General features: G+C 44.2%; 21 protein-coding genes. 14 read left to right on the top strand and 7 right to left on the bottom strand.

Annotation, left to right across the window (positions count from 1 at the left end; all coding sequences use genetic code 11):
* Window positions 1–379: 379 nt before the first annotated feature.
* Complete coding sequence (locus tag IGJ42_RS13105) at window positions 380–697, top strand: hypothetical protein (RefSeq protein ID WP_429960203.1); 318 nt, start codon at window positions 380–382, stop codon at window positions 695–697.
* 106 nt (window positions 698–803) lie between these two features.
* Here IGJ42_RS13105 and IGJ42_RS13100 read toward each other — a convergent pair whose 3' ends face one another.
* On the bottom strand, window positions 804–1595 hold the full coding sequence (locus tag IGJ42_RS13100) for an L-threonylcarbamoyladenylate synthase (RefSeq protein ID WP_429960202.1): 792 nt from the start codon (window positions 1593–1595) through the stop codon (window positions 804–806).
* A 325-nt stretch (window positions 1596–1920) separates the two neighbouring features.
* On the opposite strand from IGJ42_RS13100, the gene IGJ42_RS13095 reads away from it, so the two are divergent.
* Window positions 1921–2841, top strand: coding sequence for a cation transporter (locus IGJ42_RS13095; RefSeq protein ID WP_086297959.1), 921 nt, complete (start codon window positions 1921–1923; stop codon window positions 2839–2841).
* A 65-nt stretch (window positions 2842–2906) separates the two neighbouring features.
* Window positions 2907–3743 carry a YitT family protein gene (locus IGJ42_RS13090; protein ID WP_005234105.1) on the top strand — a complete coding sequence of 279 codons (837 nt, stop codon included), beginning with the start codon at window positions 2907–2909 and terminating at the stop codon, window positions 3741–3743.
* Between the two features lie 97 nt (window positions 3744–3840).
* Here IGJ42_RS13090 and IGJ42_RS13085 read toward each other — a convergent pair whose 3' ends face one another.
* A complete protein-coding gene (locus tag IGJ42_RS13085) occupies window positions 3841–4509 on the bottom strand; it encodes a GntR family transcriptional regulator (protein ID WP_005234106.1) in 669 nt (222 codons plus the stop codon).
* Between the two features lie 188 nt (window positions 4510–4697).
* Between IGJ42_RS13085 and IGJ42_RS13080 the strand changes: the two genes are divergently transcribed.
* From IGJ42_RS13080 to IGJ42_RS13060, 5 genes are all read left to right on the top strand, one after another.
* Complete coding sequence (locus tag IGJ42_RS13080) at window positions 4698–6293, top strand: mannitol dehydrogenase family protein (protein WP_008380658.1); 1596 nt, start codon at window positions 4698–4700, stop codon at window positions 6291–6293.
* 3 nt (window positions 6294–6296) lie between these two features.
* Entirely contained in the window at window positions 6297–7373 is a 1077-nt protein-coding gene (gene uxuA / locus IGJ42_RS13075; RefSeq protein WP_008380661.1) for a mannonate dehydratase, read from the top strand.
* Window positions 7374–7389: 16 nt separating this feature from the next.
* A complete protein-coding gene (uxaC, locus tag IGJ42_RS13070; RefSeq protein ID WP_429960201.1) occupies window positions 7390–8778 on the top strand; it encodes a glucuronate isomerase in 1389 nt (462 codons plus the stop codon).
* 139 nt (window positions 8779–8917) lie between these two features.
* Window positions 8918–9244 carry an MGMT family protein gene (locus tag IGJ42_RS13065; RefSeq protein WP_074933265.1) on the top strand — a complete coding sequence of 109 codons (327 nt, stop codon included), beginning with the start codon at window positions 8918–8920 and terminating at the stop codon, window positions 9242–9244.
* Window positions 9241–9948, top strand: coding sequence for a GntR family transcriptional regulator (locus IGJ42_RS13060; protein ID WP_422705633.1), 708 nt, complete (start codon window positions 9241–9243; stop codon window positions 9946–9948). The genes IGJ42_RS13065 and IGJ42_RS13060 overlap by 4 nt, the downstream gene beginning before the upstream one ends.
* Before the next feature lie 95 nt (window positions 9949–10043).
* Here the strand turns inward: IGJ42_RS13060 and IGJ42_RS13055 are convergent, their stop codons facing one another.
* Window positions 10044–11243, bottom strand: a complete 1200-nt coding sequence (locus IGJ42_RS13055; protein WP_429968057.1) for an enolase C-terminal domain-like protein — start codon at window positions 11241–11243, stop codon at window positions 10044–10046.
* 290 nt (window positions 11244–11533) lie between these two features.
* On the opposite strand from IGJ42_RS13055, the gene IGJ42_RS13050 reads away from it, so the two are divergent.
* Window positions 11534–13363 carry a glucose PTS transporter subunit IIA gene (locus IGJ42_RS13050; RefSeq protein WP_429968056.1) on the top strand — a complete coding sequence of 610 codons (1830 nt, stop codon included), beginning with the start codon at window positions 11534–11536 and terminating at the stop codon, window positions 13361–13363.
* Window positions 13364–13415: 52 nt separating this feature from the next.
* Here the strand turns inward: IGJ42_RS13050 and IGJ42_RS13045 are convergent, their stop codons facing one another.
* The 3 genes from IGJ42_RS13045 to IGJ42_RS13035 all read right to left on the bottom strand — a co-directional run bounded on the left by IGJ42_RS13045 (window position 13416) and on the right by IGJ42_RS13035 (window position 15539).
* Window positions 13416–14186 carry an ABC transporter permease gene (locus tag IGJ42_RS13045; protein ID WP_005228499.1) on the bottom strand — a complete coding sequence of 257 codons (771 nt, stop codon included), beginning with the start codon at window positions 14184–14186 and terminating at the stop codon, window positions 13416–13418.
* Entirely contained in the window at window positions 14179–15114 is a 936-nt protein-coding gene (locus IGJ42_RS13040) for an ABC transporter ATP-binding protein (protein WP_005234114.1), read from the bottom strand. Before IGJ42_RS13040 ends, IGJ42_RS13045 begins: the two co-directional genes overlap by 8 nt.
* Before the next feature lie 176 nt (window positions 15115–15290).
* Window positions 15291–15539: a helix-turn-helix domain-containing protein gene (locus IGJ42_RS13035; RefSeq protein ID WP_008380673.1), complete on the bottom strand. Its 249-nt coding sequence runs from the start codon at window positions 15537–15539 to the stop codon at window positions 15291–15293.
* A 193-nt stretch (window positions 15540–15732) separates the two neighbouring features.
* Between IGJ42_RS13035 and IGJ42_RS13030 the strand changes: the two genes are divergently transcribed.
* Entirely contained in the window at window positions 15733–15996 is a 264-nt protein-coding gene (locus tag IGJ42_RS13030; protein ID WP_005228502.1) for a hypothetical protein, read from the top strand.
* 13 nt (window positions 15997–16009) lie between these two features.
* On the top strand, window positions 16010–16927 hold the full coding sequence (locus tag IGJ42_RS13025; protein ID WP_008380675.1) for a LacI family DNA-binding transcriptional regulator: 918 nt from the start codon (window positions 16010–16012) through the stop codon (window positions 16925–16927).
* Window positions 16928–16987: 60 nt separating this feature from the next.
* Here the strand turns inward: IGJ42_RS13025 and IGJ42_RS13020 are convergent, their stop codons facing one another.
* Complete coding sequence (locus IGJ42_RS13020) at window positions 16988–17761, bottom strand: MerR family transcriptional regulator (RefSeq protein WP_430615717.1); 774 nt, start codon at window positions 17759–17761, stop codon at window positions 16988–16990.
* A 114-nt stretch (window positions 17762–17875) separates the two neighbouring features.
* On the opposite strand from IGJ42_RS13020, the gene IGJ42_RS13015 reads away from it, so the two are divergent.
* From IGJ42_RS13015 to IGJ42_RS13005, 3 genes are all read left to right on the top strand, one after another.
* Complete coding sequence (locus IGJ42_RS13015; protein WP_005234118.1) at window positions 17876–18757, top strand: HAD-IIB family hydrolase; 882 nt, start codon at window positions 17876–17878, stop codon at window positions 18755–18757.
* Entirely contained in the window at window positions 18744–19097 is a 354-nt protein-coding gene (locus tag IGJ42_RS13010) for a DUF1827 family protein (RefSeq protein WP_005234119.1), read from the top strand. The genes IGJ42_RS13015 and IGJ42_RS13010 overlap by 14 nt, the downstream gene beginning before the upstream one ends.
* Window positions 19098–19345: 248 nt before the next feature.
* Entirely contained in the window at window positions 19346–20812 is a 1467-nt protein-coding gene (locus IGJ42_RS13005) for a nicotinate phosphoribosyltransferase (protein ID WP_005234120.1), read from the top strand.
* Window positions 20813–20860: the final 48 nt, after the last annotated feature.

Here is a 20860-nt window from a genome sequence, read left to right as displayed (position 1 = left end):
TCCGTACCACGCTTAGTTTTTTCGTTTTGTGCTAAGCACTGTGTTGCGGCAGCCCACAACCCAGCAGTAAGTGTAGTCCAAAGTCACTGTCATTGGCGTCGTCCCCTAGAAAGCAATTGAGGAATGCTTTTTCATAGAGTCCCTCCTATGTGTTTATGAGGGGATTATAGCAGAAATAGAGTTGGAATTCTATGACAGAGAAAACCTGATCGTAATTTATCTCCTTTTTTATCTTTAAAAACAACAAAATGTAGATTATAATGCTATTTTATGACAAAATGTTCGTATGTAGGTTTCGCTCAATTTTATTTTGGTCACTGAAGAAGAGACACGGAATCACAAAATGGAGGAAGGATGACCTAACGAAAGGAGAACAAAAATGTTTGGTACGAACAAGAAATCTGAAAATTCGAATGGCACACAAGGCAAGAAACGAAAAAAGCGTTTGACTGTAGAAGACCTGATCAACCAGTATATTGTAGAAAAAAAGGTTCATGAATTGAGTGAGGGACTGTCTGTTCAGATCTTTAATGACTTATCTGCACACCGAATACATTTCATGGAGATCCCCAACCTTAGTTACAAAAATCTCGGAGCAGCTATCCAAATCGACCAAAACTGGATTAAAATCAAGCAACAAGATACGATCATCAAACAACAGGCACAGATCATTCAGCTTTTGAAAGAAACACGATAGAAGAAAAGTATTTTTTCTATTGAAAAACCGAAGAACGAGCTGAGCGTTTTTCCTTGAAAAGGAGGGCCGTTAGCTGGTTCTTCGGTTCTTTGTTGACGATGAAAGATTAATAATACTCCCCGTGGCGATAGTCCCATGAGTTGAAGTGATCAGAAAGGTACATTTGGATTTTTTCAACATCGAGTCCTTTACGGATCAAGACAGGTGCGGGAGTGATGGAGCGTTGGTCTCCTTGCTCTGGAATCAAGTTACCGTCTTTATCAACGAAAGAAACCATGACTCCTTGTTCGTAGCGGGTTTCCAGCGTTTTGTCTGGTTGGATCGATGCAACATAGTCGTTGCCTTCAATGATTAGATCGGCTTCTTGCGCGATTTGTTCGCCGATCCCTTCAACAAGTCCGCGGTTTCCTTTGCCTGAAGGGTTCGCTGAGCTTGCGAAAAGCAATTTCTTTTTTTGATCCCAAAGTTCTTTTGAGATCTGCTCACCAGGGACACCGAATTTGATCACGAAACAGCTGGTTCCCCGAATGTCCGTCATCAATTCTTCTGAACCATCTTTTGGGATATAGGCTTTTCCTGATTCTTTCCAAGGCAAAATCGCACCGAATAACACGTCATTGTTCCAACACGTTTCATAAACAGCGGCGGTTTCCGCATTTAACTCGGCTAATTCATGTAGCTGCTCCAATGAGCTGCAAAGAACGACACCTGGTTTGTTACGCTTGCGATTCTTTGCTGAAAACTTGCGTTCCAGCCCTTTTTTATCAGAGACGGCAATGATATAGCCGACTTTGGTTGGGCAGACGATCACTTTGCCTTCTTCATTCAAATAGTTGATCGCTCGTTGGTTTGGTTCTCCTGCCCATGGGACTTGTTTTGCTTCATTCACTCTCTTCATCCTCCCTGTCTTCCAATGAATCGCCGTTATGAAAAATATAACGGAATATTCTGAAAATTCTGATTGAATATGGTTACCCTTGATGATAAGGGAATCAATCCGCGTAGTCAAGGGGGTTTACACCAGAATGTAAAAAGAGTGGAATAGAAAGATCGAATATGCATCACTAGAGAATAGAGTGAATGATTGACAGCAATACTATTTTTTTCCGCTTTGCATGAAAAAATTGACTGTTTTTTATGTTATTTATATGGGAAGATAGGCTTATAGATAGAAGAATGCAATCAAATTGATAGTTTTTTTGAAAAAAAGAAAGAGGAGTATCATGAGTGAAAAGAAAAAAATACGCAAGCTTTTGCTGGCATCGATTGTCGCTGGGAGTATTTATGGTGGCGGTGCCTTGCTTTTTGGGTTACTGGTCAGTTATAACGTCCTCTTGTTAGATGGTGTTTATACATTGATTGGTGCAGTGATGTCACTGATTGCTTTGTATGTGGCAAAATATATCCAAGCCCAAGACTTTGAACGTTTCCCATTCGGCAAAGAAGCGTTGATGCCGTTGGTTGTTTTTATTCAATATAGTATCATCTTGCTGATTTCAATTTATGGAATCATTGAATCTGCTTTTAGTTTATTACACGTCAGTGATGGCATGATTGATCCAATCGGTTTGTATTTCTCGCTGATTGGTACGATCTACTGTTTCTCTTTTTACTTGTACTTAAAAAAGAAACCACTGACTCATCCCTTTTACTGGGTAGAACTAGAACAATGGCGTTTCGGCTTTTTCTTTAGTCTGGGTGTCGTCGGTTCATTTCTTGTGTCATGGCTGATTCAAGCCAGTCCCTATGGGAATTTTGCGATGTATGTCGACCCAATCATCTCCATCGGGATCACCCTATTCTTTATCCAGCTTTCGATAAAAGAGTTGAAAGCAGCGATTTTAGAATTGACTTCTTCTACCCCAAAAGAAGAACTGCGAGAAACGATCATGACGATCGTTGAAAAAGAATTGCGCGCAGAAGAAGTGGTGGACTTTGTGTTACGTACCGCTAAAGTCGGTAATCAAGTTATTGTGGAATTAGATGTAGTGATTTTACCTGCAACTCCTCTTGATACAGTAGGGCGGCAAGATCCCTTGCGAGAACGATTGAATCAAGCAATCAGCCAACAGATTTCCGGTTATTCCCTCTGGCTAAACATAAATTTTGTCGGTGACATCAAATGGGCGTATAGTGAGGAGTAAGAATGGCTGCTAATCGGTCACTGACGGAATCAACTTGTGAAAATGACAGAGAAAAGAGGAAACAAATGACAATTCTGAAAACCTATGGAAAAATCACCGCAGCACTTTTCTTGTTAGCGGCAAGCATCAATTTATTTTTAGGCCCGCATCATGTGGCAGCTGGCGGTGTCAGCGGAATCGGTATTTTATTAGAGTCAGCACTCGGTTGGGATCGAGCGGCTGTGATCATGGTCTTGAATATTCTCATGCTTATTCTTGCCTATGCCTTTTTAGGGAAGGGGCCTTTTTTGAAAGTCCTCTATGGTAGTTTTGCTTTTCCAGTAGCAATTGCTTTAGTCCCAGAATATATGGTGGCTGAAGATCGGCTGCTTTCCGTGATATTTGGCAGTGCGATTTTTGCTTTAGGAGTAGCGATTTTGTACAAAAATCAATCTTCTAGCGGTGGTACAACGATTCCACCGCTGATTTTCAAGAAATACTTTAATTTGAATCCAGCGATTGGCTTGCTGGCGACCGATGCGATCGTGGTCTCCATGAACTTGTTCGTTTTCGGGTTTGAAGAGTTCTTGTTTGCGATATTATCGATCGTGATCACCTCTGGTGTGATGACCTACATTGAAACGGGCTTTAACCGGAAGAAATCCATCATGATCTTAAGTGAGAACCACGTGAACGAGATTCGAGAAGCAGTCTTTGATAAAACAGCTCGTGGTGCCACACTATTGGCTGCCCAAGGCGGCTACCAGCAAGCAGACAAACAAGTACTGTTGATCGTGGCCAGCGACCAAGAATTTATGCAGATCAGACAAATCATTGAGACCATTGACCCAAAAGCGTTTGTGATCGTCAATAATGTCTCAGAAGTACTGGGCCAAGGCTTTAGTTATCACCCAATCGAATGAGCGTATTCTCGCTTGTTCAGCGTATGAAACCACCCTCGTCAAGTAGGCAATCTACTCGACGAGGGTGGTTTTTAAGGTCCATGATTTTCAAATAGCTTTACTCCGTAAAGTAATCGGGAAAGGCCTTTTCCACAAAAATCAAATCGTTATCAATGACATCAATGTGTTGTCCGACCAAGGGAGCAATTTTGGCTTGGTCTTTTTCTTTTAAAGTGGCTAAGATTTCTTCGTGATCCCGCAAAATAATTTCCCAAGACAATTCCTCCACCTCTAAACGTAAGAAGCGGAAGCGATTTAAAGGCAGATTGATCGTTTGTAGCCAATTCCAGACATTTTCTTTGTCGGCAATCTTATAGATCAACTGATGGAAGGCCTCGTCGAGTTGGAAAAACTCGATTTCATCCTTCAATTGGGCATAGGTCCGCTGCAAAATAACGAGTTTTTCTAGTTCTTTCAGCTGCTCTTCTGTAATGGCTTGGCAGGCCGCTACGAATACTTCTTTTTCAAGCGTCTCTCTGACAAAACGAGCTTCTTCAATTTGTTTGATACTGATTTTAGAAATATAGGTGCCGCTTTGGGGAACGACATGGATCAGTGCTTCACGGCGCAGACGAATAATTGCTTCACGGATCGGCGTCCTGCCAATGGTTAGCCGTTGCTCCAATTCCTTTTCAGATATTTTTTGACCGGGAATCAGTTTGGCGGTTAAAATCAACTCTTTGATTGATTCATAAGCTTGTGATTGAAAATTTGTAGGGTTCAACATAAACGCTTCTTTCTGTATCAGGCATTCAATTACCTTCTAAAGAAAAACTCTGAAGGAAGGTGCCTAGGGATAGTTTTGAGTAATAAAACTAGTATATAAGTTGAATAACCTTTTGTAAAGGCTTGCAATTCAGTATAGAATGAACTAGAATACTAATATATCAGTTTTAAGAAAAAGGAGGAAGTAGGATGTTTGATTTTGCTGCCTTGAAGCAGGCAGGAGTTACGATGCCGATCGTTCCCAAAGAAGTGACGGATCAATCAGATACTCAGTTTCAATGGTTACACTTTGGTGGGGGAAATTTGTATCGGGCATTTCACGCAGAAGTAGCCCAAACGTTGATCGATCAACAAGCGCTGACAAAAGGAATCGTAGTTTGTGAAACCTTTGATGAACAGGTGATTGATCAAGTATATGCCCCTTACGAGAATGATATTTTAGAAGTGGTCATGCATGAAGGGGGACGGTTAGAGAAAAAATTGCTCCAGTCAACGGCGGCTAGTTATTATTGCCATCCTTCCCGCATTGCGAGTTATGAGCAAATACGCAAAGTATTTCAGGAGCCGTCACTACAGTTGGTTACCGTAACGATCACAGAAAAAGGCTATGGCTTAAAAGACAGTCAGGGGAAATTTTTACCTGTCGTACAAGCGGATCTCGCTGCGGGTCCCCATCAGGTCAACCATACAATGAGCATTTTGGCTAGCTTTTTATGGGATCGTTTTCAATCAGGGGCACTTCCGATCGCTATGGTTTCCACCGATAATTTTTCGCAAAATGGGCTCCGTTTCCAAACGGCGATTGTCACCATTGCAAAAGAATGGCAAAAGCTGGGGCATGTTTCAGAAGCGTTTGTCCGATACTTAGAAAACAACGCGCAGGTGACGTTTCCGTGGTCAATGATCGATCGGATCACGCCAAATCCTTCAACAGCAGTTGCAGAAGAATTAGCAGCAGCTGGGATCGAGCAGCTGCCAGTCATCCGTACCGATAAAGGAACGAATATCGCTCCGTTTGCTAACACAGAGACGACTCATTACCTGGTGATTGAAGATGATTTTCCAAATGGTCGCCCGAATTTGGATAAAGCGGGGGTGATCTTGACGAGTCGAGAGATCGTCGACAAAACCGATAGTATGAAAGTCACAACTTGTTTGAATCCACTGCATACCGCAATGAGTTTGTTCGGCTGTTTACTCGGTTATACATCTATTGCTGCGGAAATGACCGATCCAGATATTGTTGCTTTGATCAAAGGAATCGGCTATCGTGAAGGCTTGCCGGTAGTGGAAGATCCTGAGATCATTCAGCCAAAGAAATTTATCGATGAGGTGGTGGGCCTTCGTTTACCGAATCCCCTGATTCCTGACACTCCACAGCGGATCGCCGCAGATACCTCACAGAAAATCGCCATCCGTTTTGGCGAAACCATCAAAAAGTATGTGGAGAAAGAAGGCTCGGCTTCTGAGCTGACTTTCATTCCCTTAGCGATTGCAGGCTGGTTGCGTTATCTCTTAGCGATCGATGATGAAGGCCATCCATTTGGCCCAAGTCCTGATCCCCTCTTAGCAGAATTACAAGAGATTTTACGTGAGTGTCAGTTAGGGACAGCCGCCGATGTTCAAGGGATCATTCGACCAATCTTAGCAAATCCGCAGATTTTTGGTTTGGATCTTTATCAAGCAGGAATCGCTGAAAAGGTGGGTCACTTGTTCGCTAAGATGCTGGCAGGAACCGGCGCAGTCCGTAAAACATTACATGAAACAGTAGAAGGGATCGAATAAAAAATGGAAATGACATTTCGTTGGTATGGAAAAGACTACGATAAAATCAAGTTAGCAGATATCCGTCAAATTCCTGGAATGAAAGGCATCGTCGGCACACTCTTTGATTTGCCTGCTGGGGCAGTTTGGCCGAAAGAACGGATCAAGGCGCTCGTGGAAGAAGTCGAAGCAGTTGGCCTTTCCCTGAAGGTGATCGAAAGCGTCAATATTCATGATGACATCAAGATTGGCTTGCCTTCGAGAGACCTGTATATCGAAAACTACAAAAAAACGATTCGTAATTTGGCAGCATATGGGGTCGAAGTGATCTGCTATAATTTTATGCCGATTTTCGATTGGATCAAAACGGATCTCGATTATCGCTTAGCCGACGGTTCTTCTACGATGGCATTTGAAAAAGCAGGGATCGACAAAGACCCAGAAGAGATCGTCAAAGAAGTTGAGGAGTCAAGCTCTGGCTATACCTTGCCAGGCTGGGAACCAGAACGTTTGGCACATGTCAAAGAATTGTTTGCTGCGTATAAGGATGTCGATGATGACAAATTAAGAGAAAACTTTGCTTATTTCCTAAAAGCCATCATTCCCACCTGTGAAGAGGTCGGCATCAAGATGGCTGTTCATCCAGATGATCCTCCCTATTCGATTTTTGGTCTGCCTCGTATCGTTAAAAACCGCGATGATTTGGATTGGGTCTGCAACGTGGTAGACAGTCCGTCAAATGGTATCACACTTTGTACTGGCAGTATCGCCGAAGACCCAGCCAATAATGTCTATGAGATTTTGGCTGAGTTTTGTCGCCGGGATCGGATTCCTTTTGCCCATGTTCGTAACATTCAATACTTGGGCAATGACAAAGACTTTTATGAAGCACCGCATCTCTCATCTGAAGGCTCATTAGACATGTATCAGATCCTAGAAGCGATGTACAAAAATGGCTTTGACGGCTACATTCGACCAGATCATGGGCGAATGATCTGGGGAGAAACGGGACGTCCAGGCTATGGCTTGTATGATCGGGCGATCGGCGCTTCCTACTTATTAGGGTTGTGGGAAGCCATCGACAAGAGCGTGGGGCGTTAAGAAAAGGAGCGAAGAAATGTTTTTAACTGACGATTTTATTTTGAAAAACAGCTTTGCCAAACAGTTGTACCATGAGTATGCAAAAAAGCAGCCGATCATTGATTACCATTGCCATTTAGAGCCGAAAGAGATTTTCGAAAACCAAAACTTCACCAATCTCACCCAAGCGTGGCTGGCGGGGGACCATTACAAATGGCGCTTGATGCGTGCCAATGGTGTTGCAGAATCTTTGATCACTGGCGATGCTGACGACTACGAAAAATTCTGTGCTTGGGCGCAGACCTTGGAGGCTTGCATTGGCAATCCATTATATGTCTGGACCAATTTGGAATTGAAGCGAATCTTTGGTATTGATGAGCGGTTGACACTAGCCAATGCAGCAAGCATTTGGGAAAAAGTCAATCAACAGCTGCAGACGAAGGAATTTTCACCACGAGAACTGATCAAAAAGATGGCCGTTGAGGTAATCTGTACGACGGATGATCCCATTGATTCGTTGACATATCATCAAAAGTTGGCAGAAGAATCCTTTGCCGTGTATCCTACCTTTCGTCCTGACAAAGCAATCAATCTGCAGAATCCAGAATTTCCAGCATACCTTAAGCAATTGGCTATAGCTGCGAGCAAAGAGATCACTAGCTATCAAACGCTAGTTGAAGCATTGACCGTACGTATTTCTTACTTCCAGCAACAGGGCTGTCGTTTAGCAGATCACAGTCTGTCACGTCTTGGAGAGGAAGCTTATGATGGCGCTGCACTTGAAGCGATTTTTCAAAAGCGTTTGACCACTGAGACATTGACTAATGAAGAAATCAGACAGTTTCAAACCGGCTTGCTGATTGACTTGATGCGCCAATACGCAAAGCAAGGCTGGACCGCGCAATTGCATCTGATGGCGACTCGCAACAACAGTCAAAAACTTTTCCAACAACTAGGACCTGATAGCGGCGGTGATGCGATGGGGGACGATCGTCTAGCGAGCGGCTTAAGTCGGACATTGGCGCAGCTTCAGGCGGAAAGTTTATTGCCGAAGACGATTTTGTATTCACTGAACCCCAAAGATTATCCAGTGTTGACTGCGCTGATGGGGGCGTTCCAAGAAGAGAGCAAAGGCAAGCTGCAATTAGGCTCTGCTTGGTGGTTCAATGATACGTATTCTGGTATGCGACATCAGTTGACGACCCTAGCAGAAGGCGGGATTCTTGGAAACTTCGTCGGCATGCTGACGGATTCTCGCAGCTTTTTGTCTTATCCACGCCACGAGTATTTCCGGCGGATTTTGTGTCAGGTGATCAGTGAATGGGTAGAAGACGGACAACTGCCAGCAGATGAAATATATTTAGGGCAGATCGTCGCAGATATCTCTTATCACAATGCGAAAACCTACTTTGATTTTCCAAACTAATGACTACTCGATTCGTTCTTGGCTTGCTAGAGAAGGAATCGAGTGTTTGGATGGCTATTGCTAAAGTTGCGTCTGTTCATTTACTATTGGCAGGGAATCCAGTACTATGATAGAAAGAATCAAAGAAGGAGCGAACAGTATGAATCCATTCTATGAAGAAGTCTATGCGCTGGCGCGGCAGATCCCTTTTGGTAAAGTCGTCTCCTATAGTCAGATTGCGTGGAAATTGGGACAAATCAACGGCGCGCGAGCAGTCGGTCGAGCGATGCGCTTGAGCCCTCAGGATGTCCCTGCCCATCGAGTCGTGCGGGCAGATGGCGTCTTAGTTGGTCCCTCCGCCAATGGGCGAAAAGCAGCACTCGTCGATGAAGGGGTGGTCTTCAAAGCCAGTGGACGTATCGATATGAAGGCTTGCAGTTGGTCCATGAGCGAGATCGCTCCCGCTCAAATGAAGGAGCCATTATGAAAAAACGTGAATTTATCGTGCAAGATCTGTTGAGTAAAATCTATCAGGAAGAATTTTCTGCTGGCAAATTACCCAACCAAAGAACCCTTGCGCAAACCTATGGCGTTTCTCGGTTTACGATCCAGCAAGCAATTAAAAACCTTGAAGAGATCGGGATCGTCAAAGTGGTACAAGGTTCAGGGATTTTTATCCATGAAAAATGGGTCAAAAACCCAATGATCTTTAATTCCTTGACCCGCACCCCTTATGACCGCATCCATTCCACAATGATTTCCTTGAATAAGGCGGCAGCAACGTTGGATGAACAGCAGATTTTCCAAATAGGCCCAGACGAGGAAGTCTGGACCTTTGAACGAGTGCGGATCGTCAATTACAAAATCGAACAGCTGGAAACGTCTAAATTGCCCGTCAGCCTATTTCCCGAATTGACACAAGAAATCGTGGAGCACTCGATCCAACGCTATGTCGAAAGCTGCGGGTACCGCATTTCCCACTACATCACAAGCTATACCCCCATCACCACATCGACCGCGCAATCGGGTATTTTATTGTGCAAGCGGGGGACGCCGGCAATGCAGATCAGCAATCGGGCGATTTTAGAAGACGGCCGCGTGTATGAGTTCAGCAATATCGTTGCCATTGATTATGCCGTGACCTACATCCGTCCCTTTGACCGTGAGATCCATCGCTCACGCATCGATTGATTTCGGGAAAGCAAATGCGCCAGTTGCGTCGTCTTTATCCAGAAAGAACAAAAGACATCCCCTGTCGGTTGGACAGGGGATGTCTTTTGTTGTGTTTAAGGAGTGATCAATGTGCCGTCTGGTGTACGGCTCTGGGTCCATTCATGAGGACGGTAAACCACGGGAAATTCCGCAGCTGCTGCTTCATCGAACGTGATTCCGATCCCACTTTTCTCGATCGGATAAAAATAGCCGTTTTCAGGTTGCGGACTGCCACCAAAGACCGACTGGGTATTTGCTGGGATCGCAATCGTTTCTTGGATCGCGGCATTGTGCAGATGGATATTTAGATGGGTGTTGACGGCTAAGCCGACAGGGCTGATATCAGACGGCGTGTGCCAAGCGATCCGAATGCCCATCGCATCGCAGAAGTGAGCCAATTTCAATGCTGGCGTGATCCCACCGATTTGTGAGACATGGGCACGCATAAAGTCAATCTGTTGATTTTTGACTAGCTCTTGCCATTCCATCGGATTATTGAACAATTCGCCGGTCGCGATCGGGGTCGCCGACTGGCTGCGGAGTTGCTGCAACCACTTGTTTTGATCCGGCGGCAAAATATCTTCTAGGAAAAAGAGATTAAAAGGTTCAGCGGATTTTGCAAATTGAATCGCTTGGTTTGGATGCAGCCGTTCATGCACGTCATGCAGCATTTGAAATTGATTGCCGTATCGTTCTTGGATCGCAGCAAACATTTTCAGTGTTGTGTCCATGTAGTCTGTTTGATCAAAATAGGAACCAGCGATGGGCTGATCGGGTGTTTGCAGTTGGCTAGGATTTCCACCATAAAAGCCTAATTGGCAACGGATATAGCGATACCCCTCAGCCAAGAAGCGATCGATTTCTTGATAAAGGTCTTCGAGATTATCTGCCACGGCATGGGTATAGGCGGGAATCGCCGTACGCGCTTTTCCACCTAACAGTTGATACAATGGCATATCGGCTAATTGTCCCTTGATGTCCCATAAAGCCATGTCGACTCCTGAGATGGCATTGTTGGTGATCGGACCATTCCGCCAGTAAGAATTGACATTCATCACTTGCCAAAGATCTTCGATTTGATTGGCATCGCGGCCAAGTAAGAGGGGGCGTAAATACTCGTCAACGACGGTTTTTACGGCTAGTGGGCGAAACTGGAAGGTTGCGCAGCCTAACCCAGATACGCCTTTGTTCGTTTCTACTTTAACGACAACAAGGTTATGGCGATCAGGTTTGATCGCAAAGGCTTTGACGTCGGTGATGATCGTTGGTGTCATTTCATTCACTCCAATTTTTGTCTCTAGTTGCTATAGCCATTGAAACATGCTTGGCAACCGCTGTCAATTTGGTCTAATAAAAACTAGATATACACCATAAAACCAGTCCAATTTTTTACTGTTTTATAATGAAACGTTGATATATAGCGTTTTTATTCTGTTTTTATCAAAAAAGGACTGGTTTTACAAGTCTGTGTGAGCATGCTACTATGTGTGTGAAAACGGAAACACCTGAAAGGGCGCCCGTCAAAAGGATCAGGACCGTTAGCAAACAACAGGGGGAAAAAAAGATGACCAAAGAAGACATCGTAAAACAGATCATTAAAGATGTTGGCGGATCAGACAATATCAACAATGCATGGCACTGTATGACTCGCTTGCGTTTTGATTTAAAGGATGAGAAAAAAGTCGACTATGCGGCGTTAGAAAAAACACCCAAAGTCGTAGGAACAAAATATCAAAGCAATCAGCTGCAAGTAGTGATAGGAACGGATGTTGCTGATTATTATGTACCTTTAGCCAAAGAATTAGGTCTTGATGAAGCGAACCAAGGGGAAACATCAGAGAAAAAAGGAGCCGTTTCCTTATTTATGGATACCGTTTCTGGCGTTTTTGGTCCGATCGTTCCAGCTATCGCTGGCGCAGGAATGATCAAAGGATTGATGGCTGGATTGGTGGCATTGAATGTCATCTCTAATCAAACAGATACCTATTTAGTGATCGACATGATCGCGAGCGGCGTATTCACATTCTTGCCATTTTTTGTTGCTGCCTCAGCCGCTCGGATTTTTAAAACCAATCAATATTTAGCGATTGCAATCGCGGCAACACTGCAATTTCCAACGATGACCAATGCGGTAGCCGAAGGGAGCATTTCTGTCTTTCGTTTGTTCGGCGTATTGCCAGTACCCGTCTTTAACTATGCAGGGACAGTGATTCCCATTATCTTTGCCGTGCTGGCGCTCAGTTATATTTACCGTTGGGTCGATAAACTCTTACCACAAGTGCTGCGTACCGTGTTTACACCGACGATTTCGTTGTTTGTCGCTGGTATCTTGACATTAACGGTCATTGGCCCAATCAGTATCCATCTAGGAAACTTATTGGCTGCTGGCGTGGCTGGATTATTCACTATCTCGCCTGTCTTAGCAGGAATCGTGGTAGGGGCGATTCGACCAATCGCAATCTTCACGGGACTGCATCATGCCATGACCCCGATCGCTTTGCAAAACTTTGCCAATCAAGGGTATGACATGTTGATGCCAATGATGTTTATGGCAAATATGGCAATCACCGGCGCAACAGCAGCTATTTATTTCAAAGTCAAAACCAAAGAAGAAAAATCGATCATTCTATCGTCGGCGGTTTCAGGCTTGTTAGGGATCACAGAACCTGCGTTATTCGGGATTTTGTCGAAGTATAAAAAAGCCTTCATCGCAGCAACAGTTGGTAGTTCTGTGGCGTCTGCCTTCATCAGTTTCTTCGGTGTTCGGATTTATGGATATATTCTTTCAAGTATCTTTAGTTTGCCAGCCTATATTGGGGAATACTTTATCTATGCTGTTTTAGGGATCATCTTGGCAATCGGCTTATCCTTTGCAATGAGCTGGTTCTTGGTACCAAATCAAGCAGCAGAAGGCGATCGTTACACCAACGAAGTGGATCTGCATGCCGTGACTCATGGTGAATACGTCCCATTAGAAGATGTACCAGATGAAGTTTTTTCAACGAAAATGATGGGAGAAGGCTATGCCATCGAGTCCCAAGATGGCCAAATCTTTGCACCGGTCAGTGGCGAAGTCACCACTGTTTTCCCTTCAAAACATGCCGTCGGGATCAAGACCCAAAACGGCGTTGAAGTTCTTGTGCATATGGGGATCGATACAGTTTCCCTTGGTGGTCAAGGCTTTGAAGTCTTTGTCAAAGCTGGGGAGCAAGTCACTCCGCAAACCAAACTGGCACAAATGGATCTGCCGTTTATCAAGCAGCAAGGCAAAGAAACCATGGTGATCGTTTTGATCACCAACATGGATCGCGTGCAGCAATTTTCTGGAAGTACTGATTTAGAAGGCAGACACCAAGCCGGTGCATTGCTGGAAAAAATCGTTTTGAATGCCTAATAAAAAAAAAAGATGAGCTTCATTAATGAAGTTCATCTTTTTTTTATTGCAATTAACTACGCAGCCCGCGGCCTTTTTGGATCAAGTACCAGCATACGCTGTATAAGACAACAATGAACAAGACCAAAATACCGATGGATAGGAAAATTGGGACATCGATGGTGCCTAAAAAGCCGTAGCGGAAACCAGAGATCATATACACGATCGGGTTGACTTTGGAGATCGTTTGCCAAATCGGCGGCAGCATGCTGATGGAGTAAAAGACGCCTCCAAGATAGGTCAATGGTTGTAAAACAAAGGTTGGCACGATGGAAACATCGTCAAAGGATTGGGCGAAGATCCCATTTAGCAACCCTGCTAATGAAAATAAGATGGCGGTCATGACTAGGGTTAAGACAACGATGACCCAAGAATACACATGTAATGGCACGAAGAAAAGGGAAATGATGGTCACCAATGTGCCCACCAAGATACTACGGCCAAGTCCGCCAAAGACAAAGCCCCAAATGATGACGTGAGTAGGAACCGGCGCCACTAAGAGTTCCTCAATGTTTTTTTGAAACTTCTGTGAAAAGAAGGAAGAAGACACATTGGAGTAAGAGCTGGTGATCGTCGACATCATGATCAGCCCAGGAACGATAAATTCCATATAAGAAAAGCCGCCCATTTCGCCGATGCGGCTGCCAATCATTTTCCCAAAGATAATGAAGTATAAGGAAGTAGTGATGACGGGTGGGACGAGGGTCTGCACCCAAATCCTTAAATAGCGGTTGGTCTCTTTGACCGCTAAACTTTTTAAGGCTGTAAAATAAAGACTAAACATGGTTTTCCTCCGCTTCGTGTGCTTCTTCGGTGATTTTCAAAAATAGTTCTTCCAAGCGATTGGATTTGTTGCGCATGGAGAGGACATTGATCCCTTGCTGGCTGAATTGAGCAAAAAGATCGTTGACGCCTTGGTCTCGAGCGACTTCAACGGCGATGGTCTGTTCATCTTCCATTTGGATCGGATATCCAGTGATCGTTGGTGCTTGTTTGATCGGTGCGATATCAAAAAGAAAGGTTTCAAATTGCAGTTTTGCCAACAAGGATTTCATGCTGGTGTTTTCGATCAGTTCACCAGATTGAATGATCCCGATGTTGCGGCAAAGCATTTCCGCCTCTTCTAAATAATGGGTCGTCAAAATGATCGTTGTGCCATTTTGGTTCAGCTCCCGCAAAAAGCTCCACATTTCCCGACGCAATTCGATATCGACACCTGCCGTCGGTTCATCCAAAATCAATAGCCGTGGTTCATGCATCAGGGCACGAGCGATCATCAAACGGCGTTTCATCCCGCCCGACAGCATCCGCGCACGAACATTGCGTTTTTCCCACAAATTCGACTGCTTCAAGTATTTTTCGCTGCGCTTGATGGCTTCGTTGCGGGGGACACCATAATACCCAGCTTGATTGACCACGATCTGCTGGACCGTTTCAAAGGGATTGAAATTGAATTCTTGGGGAACCAAACCAATCTGTTGTTTGACTTGGACCAATTCTTTGTCTAAATCGTAGCCGAAGACTTTGACGCTTCCGGAAGATTTATTGACAAGAGAGGTGATAATGCCGATGGTGGTGGACTTTCCAGCGCCGTTAGGGCCTAACAAGGCATAAAAGTCGCCTTCTTCCACCGTCAAATTTATGCCCCGCAACGCTTCAACGCCGGTGGCATAGACTTTGCGTAAATCGGTTAGTTCTAGTGCATAGGTCATGTTTGTTTGAACTCCTTCTATGTATGATGGTTTATTCTATCATTTTTTTTCAAGAAGAACCGCATGATTTGATTTTTTTCATTTGATTAGATAACAATTGTTGCTAATCGATGAAAAGTGGGAAAGAGGCAAAAGAAAAAACGACCATTTGATCGTTTTTTCGATAAAGTCGATTGTTAGCATAAATACCGTTCTGGTCGTTCTGTCTGTCCTAATAAGTAATCGACAGAAACATTATAAAGGGAAGCTGCGTGTAGCAGCGTCAATACATCGGGTAAGCAATCGCCTGCTTCGTATAAGGTGTAATCGGGGTAAGACACATCGAGATGCTGGCATACTTCTTTTGGGCTCAATCCGCGTTCTTCTCTTAAAAACTTGAAGCGGCAACGCAAGGTGTCTAATAAAAAAGCTTCTTCTAATGTCACTTTGCGGTCCTCCTTAAAAAATTGCGCTTCCTTTCGCACTGTTCTCTTTTTATTGTACCAACAAAAGCAAAATATGCGAAGTAATTCACATGAAGGTCGAACGGTTTTTGTTAAAAAGTGAAACAAATGACTTGCTCTGAGACGCGTTTCATACAGTATGCTTGATTTATAAAAAGGAAGGCGGGATGAAAAAATGAATACATACATGAAGAAAAATGGTGCGGAATGTTGTTATGTAACGTTGGCTTTTGATGGACAACAACTGGTATTGACGAAGCCAAAAGGGTTCTTTCAAGAACGATTAGTAGAAATTCCTGTGGATGAGATCAGTCACTTGACGTGTGATGAACACTTCGGGTCTCAGCGGATCGGATTTATTCATCACAATGATTACTATGAATTTTATACATGTGGGTTAAGTGTGATAGACTATATGAAAGAACAATTATTCGTTTAAGGAGCAGTGAGTCATGGCAAACATTCGGGATATTGCACGCTTGACCGGTTATTCGGTCTCCACAGTTTCACGAGTCATTAACAACAATCCGTATGTCAGTGAAGAAAAGCGTCGCAAGATTCTGGCTGTCATGAAAGAGGTCAACTATATTCCAAATTACACCGCGCGGGCATTGAGTGTTGGCAAAACCAAAAATATTGGTGTGATTCTGCCATTTGTCAATCATCCGTACTTCGATCGCTTGTTGAGCGGCATCACAACAGCAGCGTTTGCTCGGGGCTATAAGGTTACGCTTTTAGCCACGAACTATGATCCGCAAGTAGAGGAAGCGTATTTGCAAGAATTTGCGGCGAAAAGCTTTGATGCCTTGATCATTGCCTCGCGGGCGAATCCGATCGAAACCTTATTGCCTTATCGTTCTTACGGTCGCATCGTCTTTTGTGAGAATATCTCGTATTTGACTGACGGTTGCACCTATATTGATCGAGAGGAATCGATCAAAGAAGTCTTTACGTATTTTAAGGAACAAGGTATCCAGAAAATTGGCGTGACATTGGGACGCAGCCGCAAGCTCAGCAGCAATTCAAAAATCACGGTCCGTTTGGCTCATGACTATTTTTCGACTTTTTCCGAAGACTTGATCTTTTGGGATTGTTTGACGGAAGAAGATGGCAAAGAAGCAGCTGCTTATTTTGCAGATAAAGGGGTCGAAGCGATTTTCACCAATGGGGATCATGTTGCTGCTGGGATCCAGTCACAGGCGCCGGGAGAATGGCTCGTGATTGGACGGGACAATTTATACATCAGTGAGCTGCTACAGCTTTCAACGATCGATCATCACTTGCAAGCTTGCGGGGAGACTGCCGTCCAATTGGCGATAATGGAAAAAAGCGGCAACTATCGCATGCCCTATGAGTTCATCAAACGATAGCATAGACGAAACGATGCGCAAACAAAGCCCCTGAGCGGGCAGTGCTTGCGCATCGTTTTTTTAATGGGATTCGGTGTAATGGTCAATGATCTGTTTCAACAGCTGGGCGCTGCCGACGCCCGCTTTTTGATCGTAATAGGCGGTAAAACGCTCGTCTTGAACGTACATTTCCCCTAAAGATCGGTGATATTCTACTGAGTAAAAGGGTGCTGCTTGTTTGAGCCATGCTTGATGTGCAGCAAAAGCCATTTGGGCTTTGTCAGAAGGGATTCGTTTCCCTTCCTTTTCAGTCAATAGCTCTTTTAACAGCTGCAATAAGCGGTTTTCGTTGTCGGTCAGTGCTTGATAATCGACTTGGGTCATCTGCTGCCACTTTTGGTTGCTTTTTTCGATGATCTCCTCACCGTAGGTTTCTCGTAACTCGGCACCGTAGTTTGCTTCGTTTTCACGAATTTTTTGTTTCTTAAAATAACTGAATTTCTCTTGATCGGTCATCGTCTTTTCTCCTTCATAATAATCAATTGTTTGCGCTAAGGTGGTCAAAAGACTGTCCAGGGCTGCTCGCTCTTGTAAAAGCTGTTGGTAATGCTGCAACAAGACCGTTTGGATCGATGCTTGCGGCTCATCCAAGATCCCGCGGATCGTTTCTAATGACAGCCCAAAAGACTTAAAATACAAAATCTGCTGTAGGCGATCGACTTCCTGTCTCCCGTAGATACGGTAACCAGCTGAGTTGGTGCGTTGCGGTTGTAACAACTTGATCTGATCATAATACCGCAGGGTACGGCTGCTGACTCCTGACAGTTTGGCTAAGGCACTGATCGTATATTCCATCGGCTTTTCCCTCCTTACACCTGTATCCTAAAGGTTGACGTAACGACAAAGTCAAGAAAATTTTTTTGCGTTTTTTAAAATGTGCTATAATTATAACAAAGAAAGGAAGATAAGATGCAAATAGTTTTTTCTGATATTGATGGGACGTTTCAAGAAATGGGGCACCCGATTCATGAGATCAATAAAGAAGCCATCCGTTGTTTGCAAGCCCAAGGGGATCACTTTGTGTTTGTCACAGGGCGAGGATTTGAGCTTGTTCAAGATATGATGGCGGAAGAAGGCCTTTCCTGCGATGTGATTTTCGGAAACGGCGCCGGTCTGATGATAAAAGGAGAAGCGCCTGTTTTGACGCATACCTTACCCTATAAGACATTGGCACAAGTGATTGGTATCTTAGAGACAGAAGCGGTTTTTTATTTCTTACATACTGACCATGGCATCATTTCCCCACAAGCGCATTTGTATGAAGCGCAATTTCAAGAAAGCCGTAAGCAGTTACTCGCGGAGTTAGGGGAGCGAGGGCAAATCATCGCTGACTACAAATACGAGTTCTTCTACAACGAATGCCTTCATAAAGACGACGTGTTGCAGTTTATGAAGGAACATCCAGAGATAAAGGTCATCAAAATCGAACTGATGGAAGCGTCAGACGAAAAAAGAGAACGGCTGCGGGCGATGATCCAGTCAGAAACGGCAGCGATTTTTCAATCCTTTGTCCAAACACTGGAAATCGTTGATCCATTGGCGACCAAAGGTGCGGCGATCCGTAGCTTTTTAGAAGCTTTTCCCGCTGCCAAAAGCTACGGGATCGGTGATGGTGAAAATGACCTTGCGATGTTTGAAGCGGTGGATGTTTCTTTGGCTGTAGCAAATGCCAGCCCAGCGATCAAAGCAGTTTGTGATCGAACCATTGAGCGCGCGGAAGACGGCGGTGTTGGCCGCTTTATTTTAACAGAATTAGTTTCGAGAGAGGATGTTGTGCATGAAGTTGATTGAAACCCCAGTAAACCAAAATCTAAATATGGAAACTTTTTACCCGAACATCTCCAAGTATCTATTCGACAAAATAGCGATCAAATACTACAAATTGTATTCGCTTGATCGGACGCAGATTCTCTATGTGGATAGTTTTGATACGATTTCTTTAGTATTGATCAACAATAAAAAGAAAATCAGTCGGGAAGAAGTCGACACAGCGATTCATCGTTTGCTGAAGGTCGATCGCAAAGACGTGACCGTCAATATCAATATTCGTAAAGAAATGGAAGCAAGAGGCATCACCTTTTCTAAACCGAGGAAAGATGTCATTCTTGTTCAATTGCCTGTGAAAGAATAGTAGTTGAAAGAAGTTGGGACATGCACGTTGCAAGAGCAATCAAACGTTGAACAAAGGGGCGACCTTATACGAGCGCGTAAATAATGCGCAATAAGTAGGAGGTTGACCCATGCTTTTGAGCAATTTGTTCTCAGATGGATTGCCTTGTACTGGCAAAAACCCAACTTTTTTTTGAAAAAAACAAGATTTTCTGTCTTTTGTGTTTTTTTTGCTATAATGAGAAGAAGTAAGCTAGAGGGAGTAAGAACATGCAGAAATTATTTAAAGATGACAGCTTGACGCTACACACTGATCTCTACCAAATCAACATGATGCAAACCTATTGGGAGTTAGGCAGAGCCGATCGTAATGCGGTGTTTGAATGCTATTTCCGTGACATGCCTTTTGAAAACGGCTATGCGATCTTTGCCGGTCTGGAACGATTGATCGATTATTTGAACGATTTATCCTTTTCAGAAACGGATATTGCCTACTTGCGAGAAATCGGCGGCTACCCAGAAGCCTTTTTAGAGTATCTAAAGGAGTTCAAGTTTGCTTGTACCGTTCGTTCAGCGTTAGAAGGCGATTTGGTCTTCAACAATGAACCGATCATACAAGTAGAAGGGCCGTTGGCACAAGCGCAGCTGATCGAAACGGCGTTACTAAATATGGTCAATTTCCAAACCTTGATCGCCACGAAAGCTGCCCGCATCAAATCCGTGATCGGCACGGATCCCTTGTTGGAATTTGGTTCACGGCGGGCACAAGAATTGGATGCAGCCATTTGGGGGACTCGAGCGGCCTATATTGGCGGAGCGGATGCGACGAGTAATGTGCGGGCAGGGAAGATTTTTGGCATCCCAGCCAGCGGAACCCACGCCCATTCCCTCGTGCAATCCTACGGCAATGACTATGATGCATTTATGGCATATGCCCAAACCCACAAAGATTGCGTATTCTTAGTCGATACCTATGATACATTGCGTTTAGGTGTGCCAAATGCGATTCGTGTGGCCAAAGAGATGGGGGATAAAATCAATTTCTTAGGTGTGCGGATCGACAGCGGCGATATGGCGTATATCTCGAAAAAAGTCCGTGAACAGTTGGATGAAGCGGGATTCACGGAAGCCAAAGTCTATGCTTCCAATGATCTAGACGAAAATACGATTCTAAGCTTGAAAATGCAAAAGGCGAAAATCGATGTATGGGGTGTCGGCACCAAGCTGATCACCGCTTACGATCAACCGGCATTAGGTGCGGTTTATAAACTGGTGGCCATCGAAAATGAGCAGGGAGAAATGATCGACACCATCAAATTATCCAGCAATGCCGAAAAGGTTTCGACCCCTGGGAAAAAACAAGTCTGGCGGATCACCCGTAAATCGGACGGCAAGTCAGAAGGCGATTATGTCACGCTATGGGAAGAAAATCCGCAAGCAGCAGACGAACTGTTCATGTTCCATCCTGTTCACACTTTTATCAACAAAACAGTGACGAACTTTGATGCGCGACCATTGTTGCAAGATATCTTTGTAGATGGCCAGCAAGTGTATCAAGTACCTGACTTAGAACACGTCAAAGCCTATGCGACGAATTGCTTGGATTCCCTTTGGGATGAGTACAAACGTGACTTGAATCCACAGAAATACCCAGTCGATCTCTCGCAAGAATGCTGGGATCATAAAATGCGCACGATTGAAAAAGTACGCAAACAGACCAATGGCGCGATTTTGTAATCCGCAACTGCGCTGGTCCTAAGATCAGTCAGCTGCTTCAAAAAATAA

This window comes from Enterococcus sp. DIV1067f (assembly GCF_050543505.1).
GTDB lineage: Bacteria > Bacillota > Bacilli > Lactobacillales > Enterococcaceae > Enterococcus_D > Enterococcus_D entomosocium.
Note: the sequence above shows the minus strand (reverse complement) of the source record. Positions and strands in the feature narration are given on the sequence as shown.

Coding starts and splice junctions, on each gene's coding strand:
- IGJ42_RS13105 (WP_429960203.1), top strand. CDS start 380: ATGTTTGGTACGAACAAGAAATCTGAAAATTCGAATGGCACACAAGGC.
- IGJ42_RS13100 (WP_429960202.1), bottom strand. CDS start 1,595: ATGAAGAGAGTGAATGAAGCAAAACAAGTCCCATGGGCAGGAGAACCA.
- IGJ42_RS13095 (WP_086297959.1), top strand. CDS start 1,921: ATGAGTGAAAAGAAAAAAATACGCAAGCTTTTGCTGGCATCGATTGTC.
- IGJ42_RS13090 (WP_005234105.1), top strand. CDS start 2,907: ATGACAATTCTGAAAACCTATGGAAAAATCACCGCAGCACTTTTCTTG.
- IGJ42_RS13085 (WP_005234106.1), bottom strand. CDS start 4,509: ATGTTGAACCCTACAAATTTTCAATCACAAGCTTATGAATCAATCAAA.
- IGJ42_RS13080 (WP_008380658.1), top strand. CDS start 4,698: ATGTTTGATTTTGCTGCCTTGAAGCAGGCAGGAGTTACGATGCCGATC.
- uxuA (WP_008380661.1), top strand. CDS start 6,297: ATGGAAATGACATTTCGTTGGTATGGAAAAGACTACGATAAAATCAAG.
- uxaC (WP_429960201.1), top strand. CDS start 7,390: ATGTTTTTAACTGACGATTTTATTTTGAAAAACAGCTTTGCCAAACAG.
- IGJ42_RS13065 (WP_074933265.1), top strand. CDS start 8,918: ATGAATCCATTCTATGAAGAAGTCTATGCGCTGGCGCGGCAGATCCCT.
- IGJ42_RS13060 (WP_422705633.1), top strand. CDS start 9,241: ATGAAAAAACGTGAATTTATCGTGCAAGATCTGTTGAGTAAAATCTAT.
- IGJ42_RS13055 (WP_429968057.1), bottom strand. CDS start 11,243: ATGACACCAACGATCATCACCGACGTCAAAGCCTTTGCGATCAAACCT.
- IGJ42_RS13050 (WP_429968056.1), top strand. CDS start 11,534: ATGACCAAAGAAGACATCGTAAAACAGATCATTAAAGATGTTGGCGGA.
- IGJ42_RS13045 (WP_005228499.1), bottom strand. CDS start 14,186: ATGTTTAGTCTTTATTTTACAGCCTTAAAAAGTTTAGCGGTCAAAGAG.
- IGJ42_RS13040 (WP_005234114.1), bottom strand. CDS start 15,114: ATGACCTATGCACTAGAACTAACCGATTTACGCAAAGTCTATGCCACC.
- IGJ42_RS13030 (WP_005228502.1), top strand. CDS start 15,733: ATGAATACATACATGAAGAAAAATGGTGCGGAATGTTGTTATGTAACG.
- IGJ42_RS13025 (WP_008380675.1), top strand. CDS start 16,010: ATGGCAAACATTCGGGATATTGCACGCTTGACCGGTTATTCGGTCTCC.
- IGJ42_RS13020 (WP_430615717.1), bottom strand. CDS start 17,761: ATGGAATATACGATCAGTGCCTTAGCCAAACTGTCAGGAGTCAGCAGC.
- IGJ42_RS13015 (WP_005234118.1), top strand. CDS start 17,876: ATGCAAATAGTTTTTTCTGATATTGATGGGACGTTTCAAGAAATGGGG.
- IGJ42_RS13010 (WP_005234119.1), top strand. CDS start 18,744: ATGAAGTTGATTGAAACCCCAGTAAACCAAAATCTAAATATGGAAACT.
- IGJ42_RS13005 (WP_005234120.1), top strand. CDS start 19,346: ATGCAGAAATTATTTAAAGATGACAGCTTGACGCTACACACTGATCTC.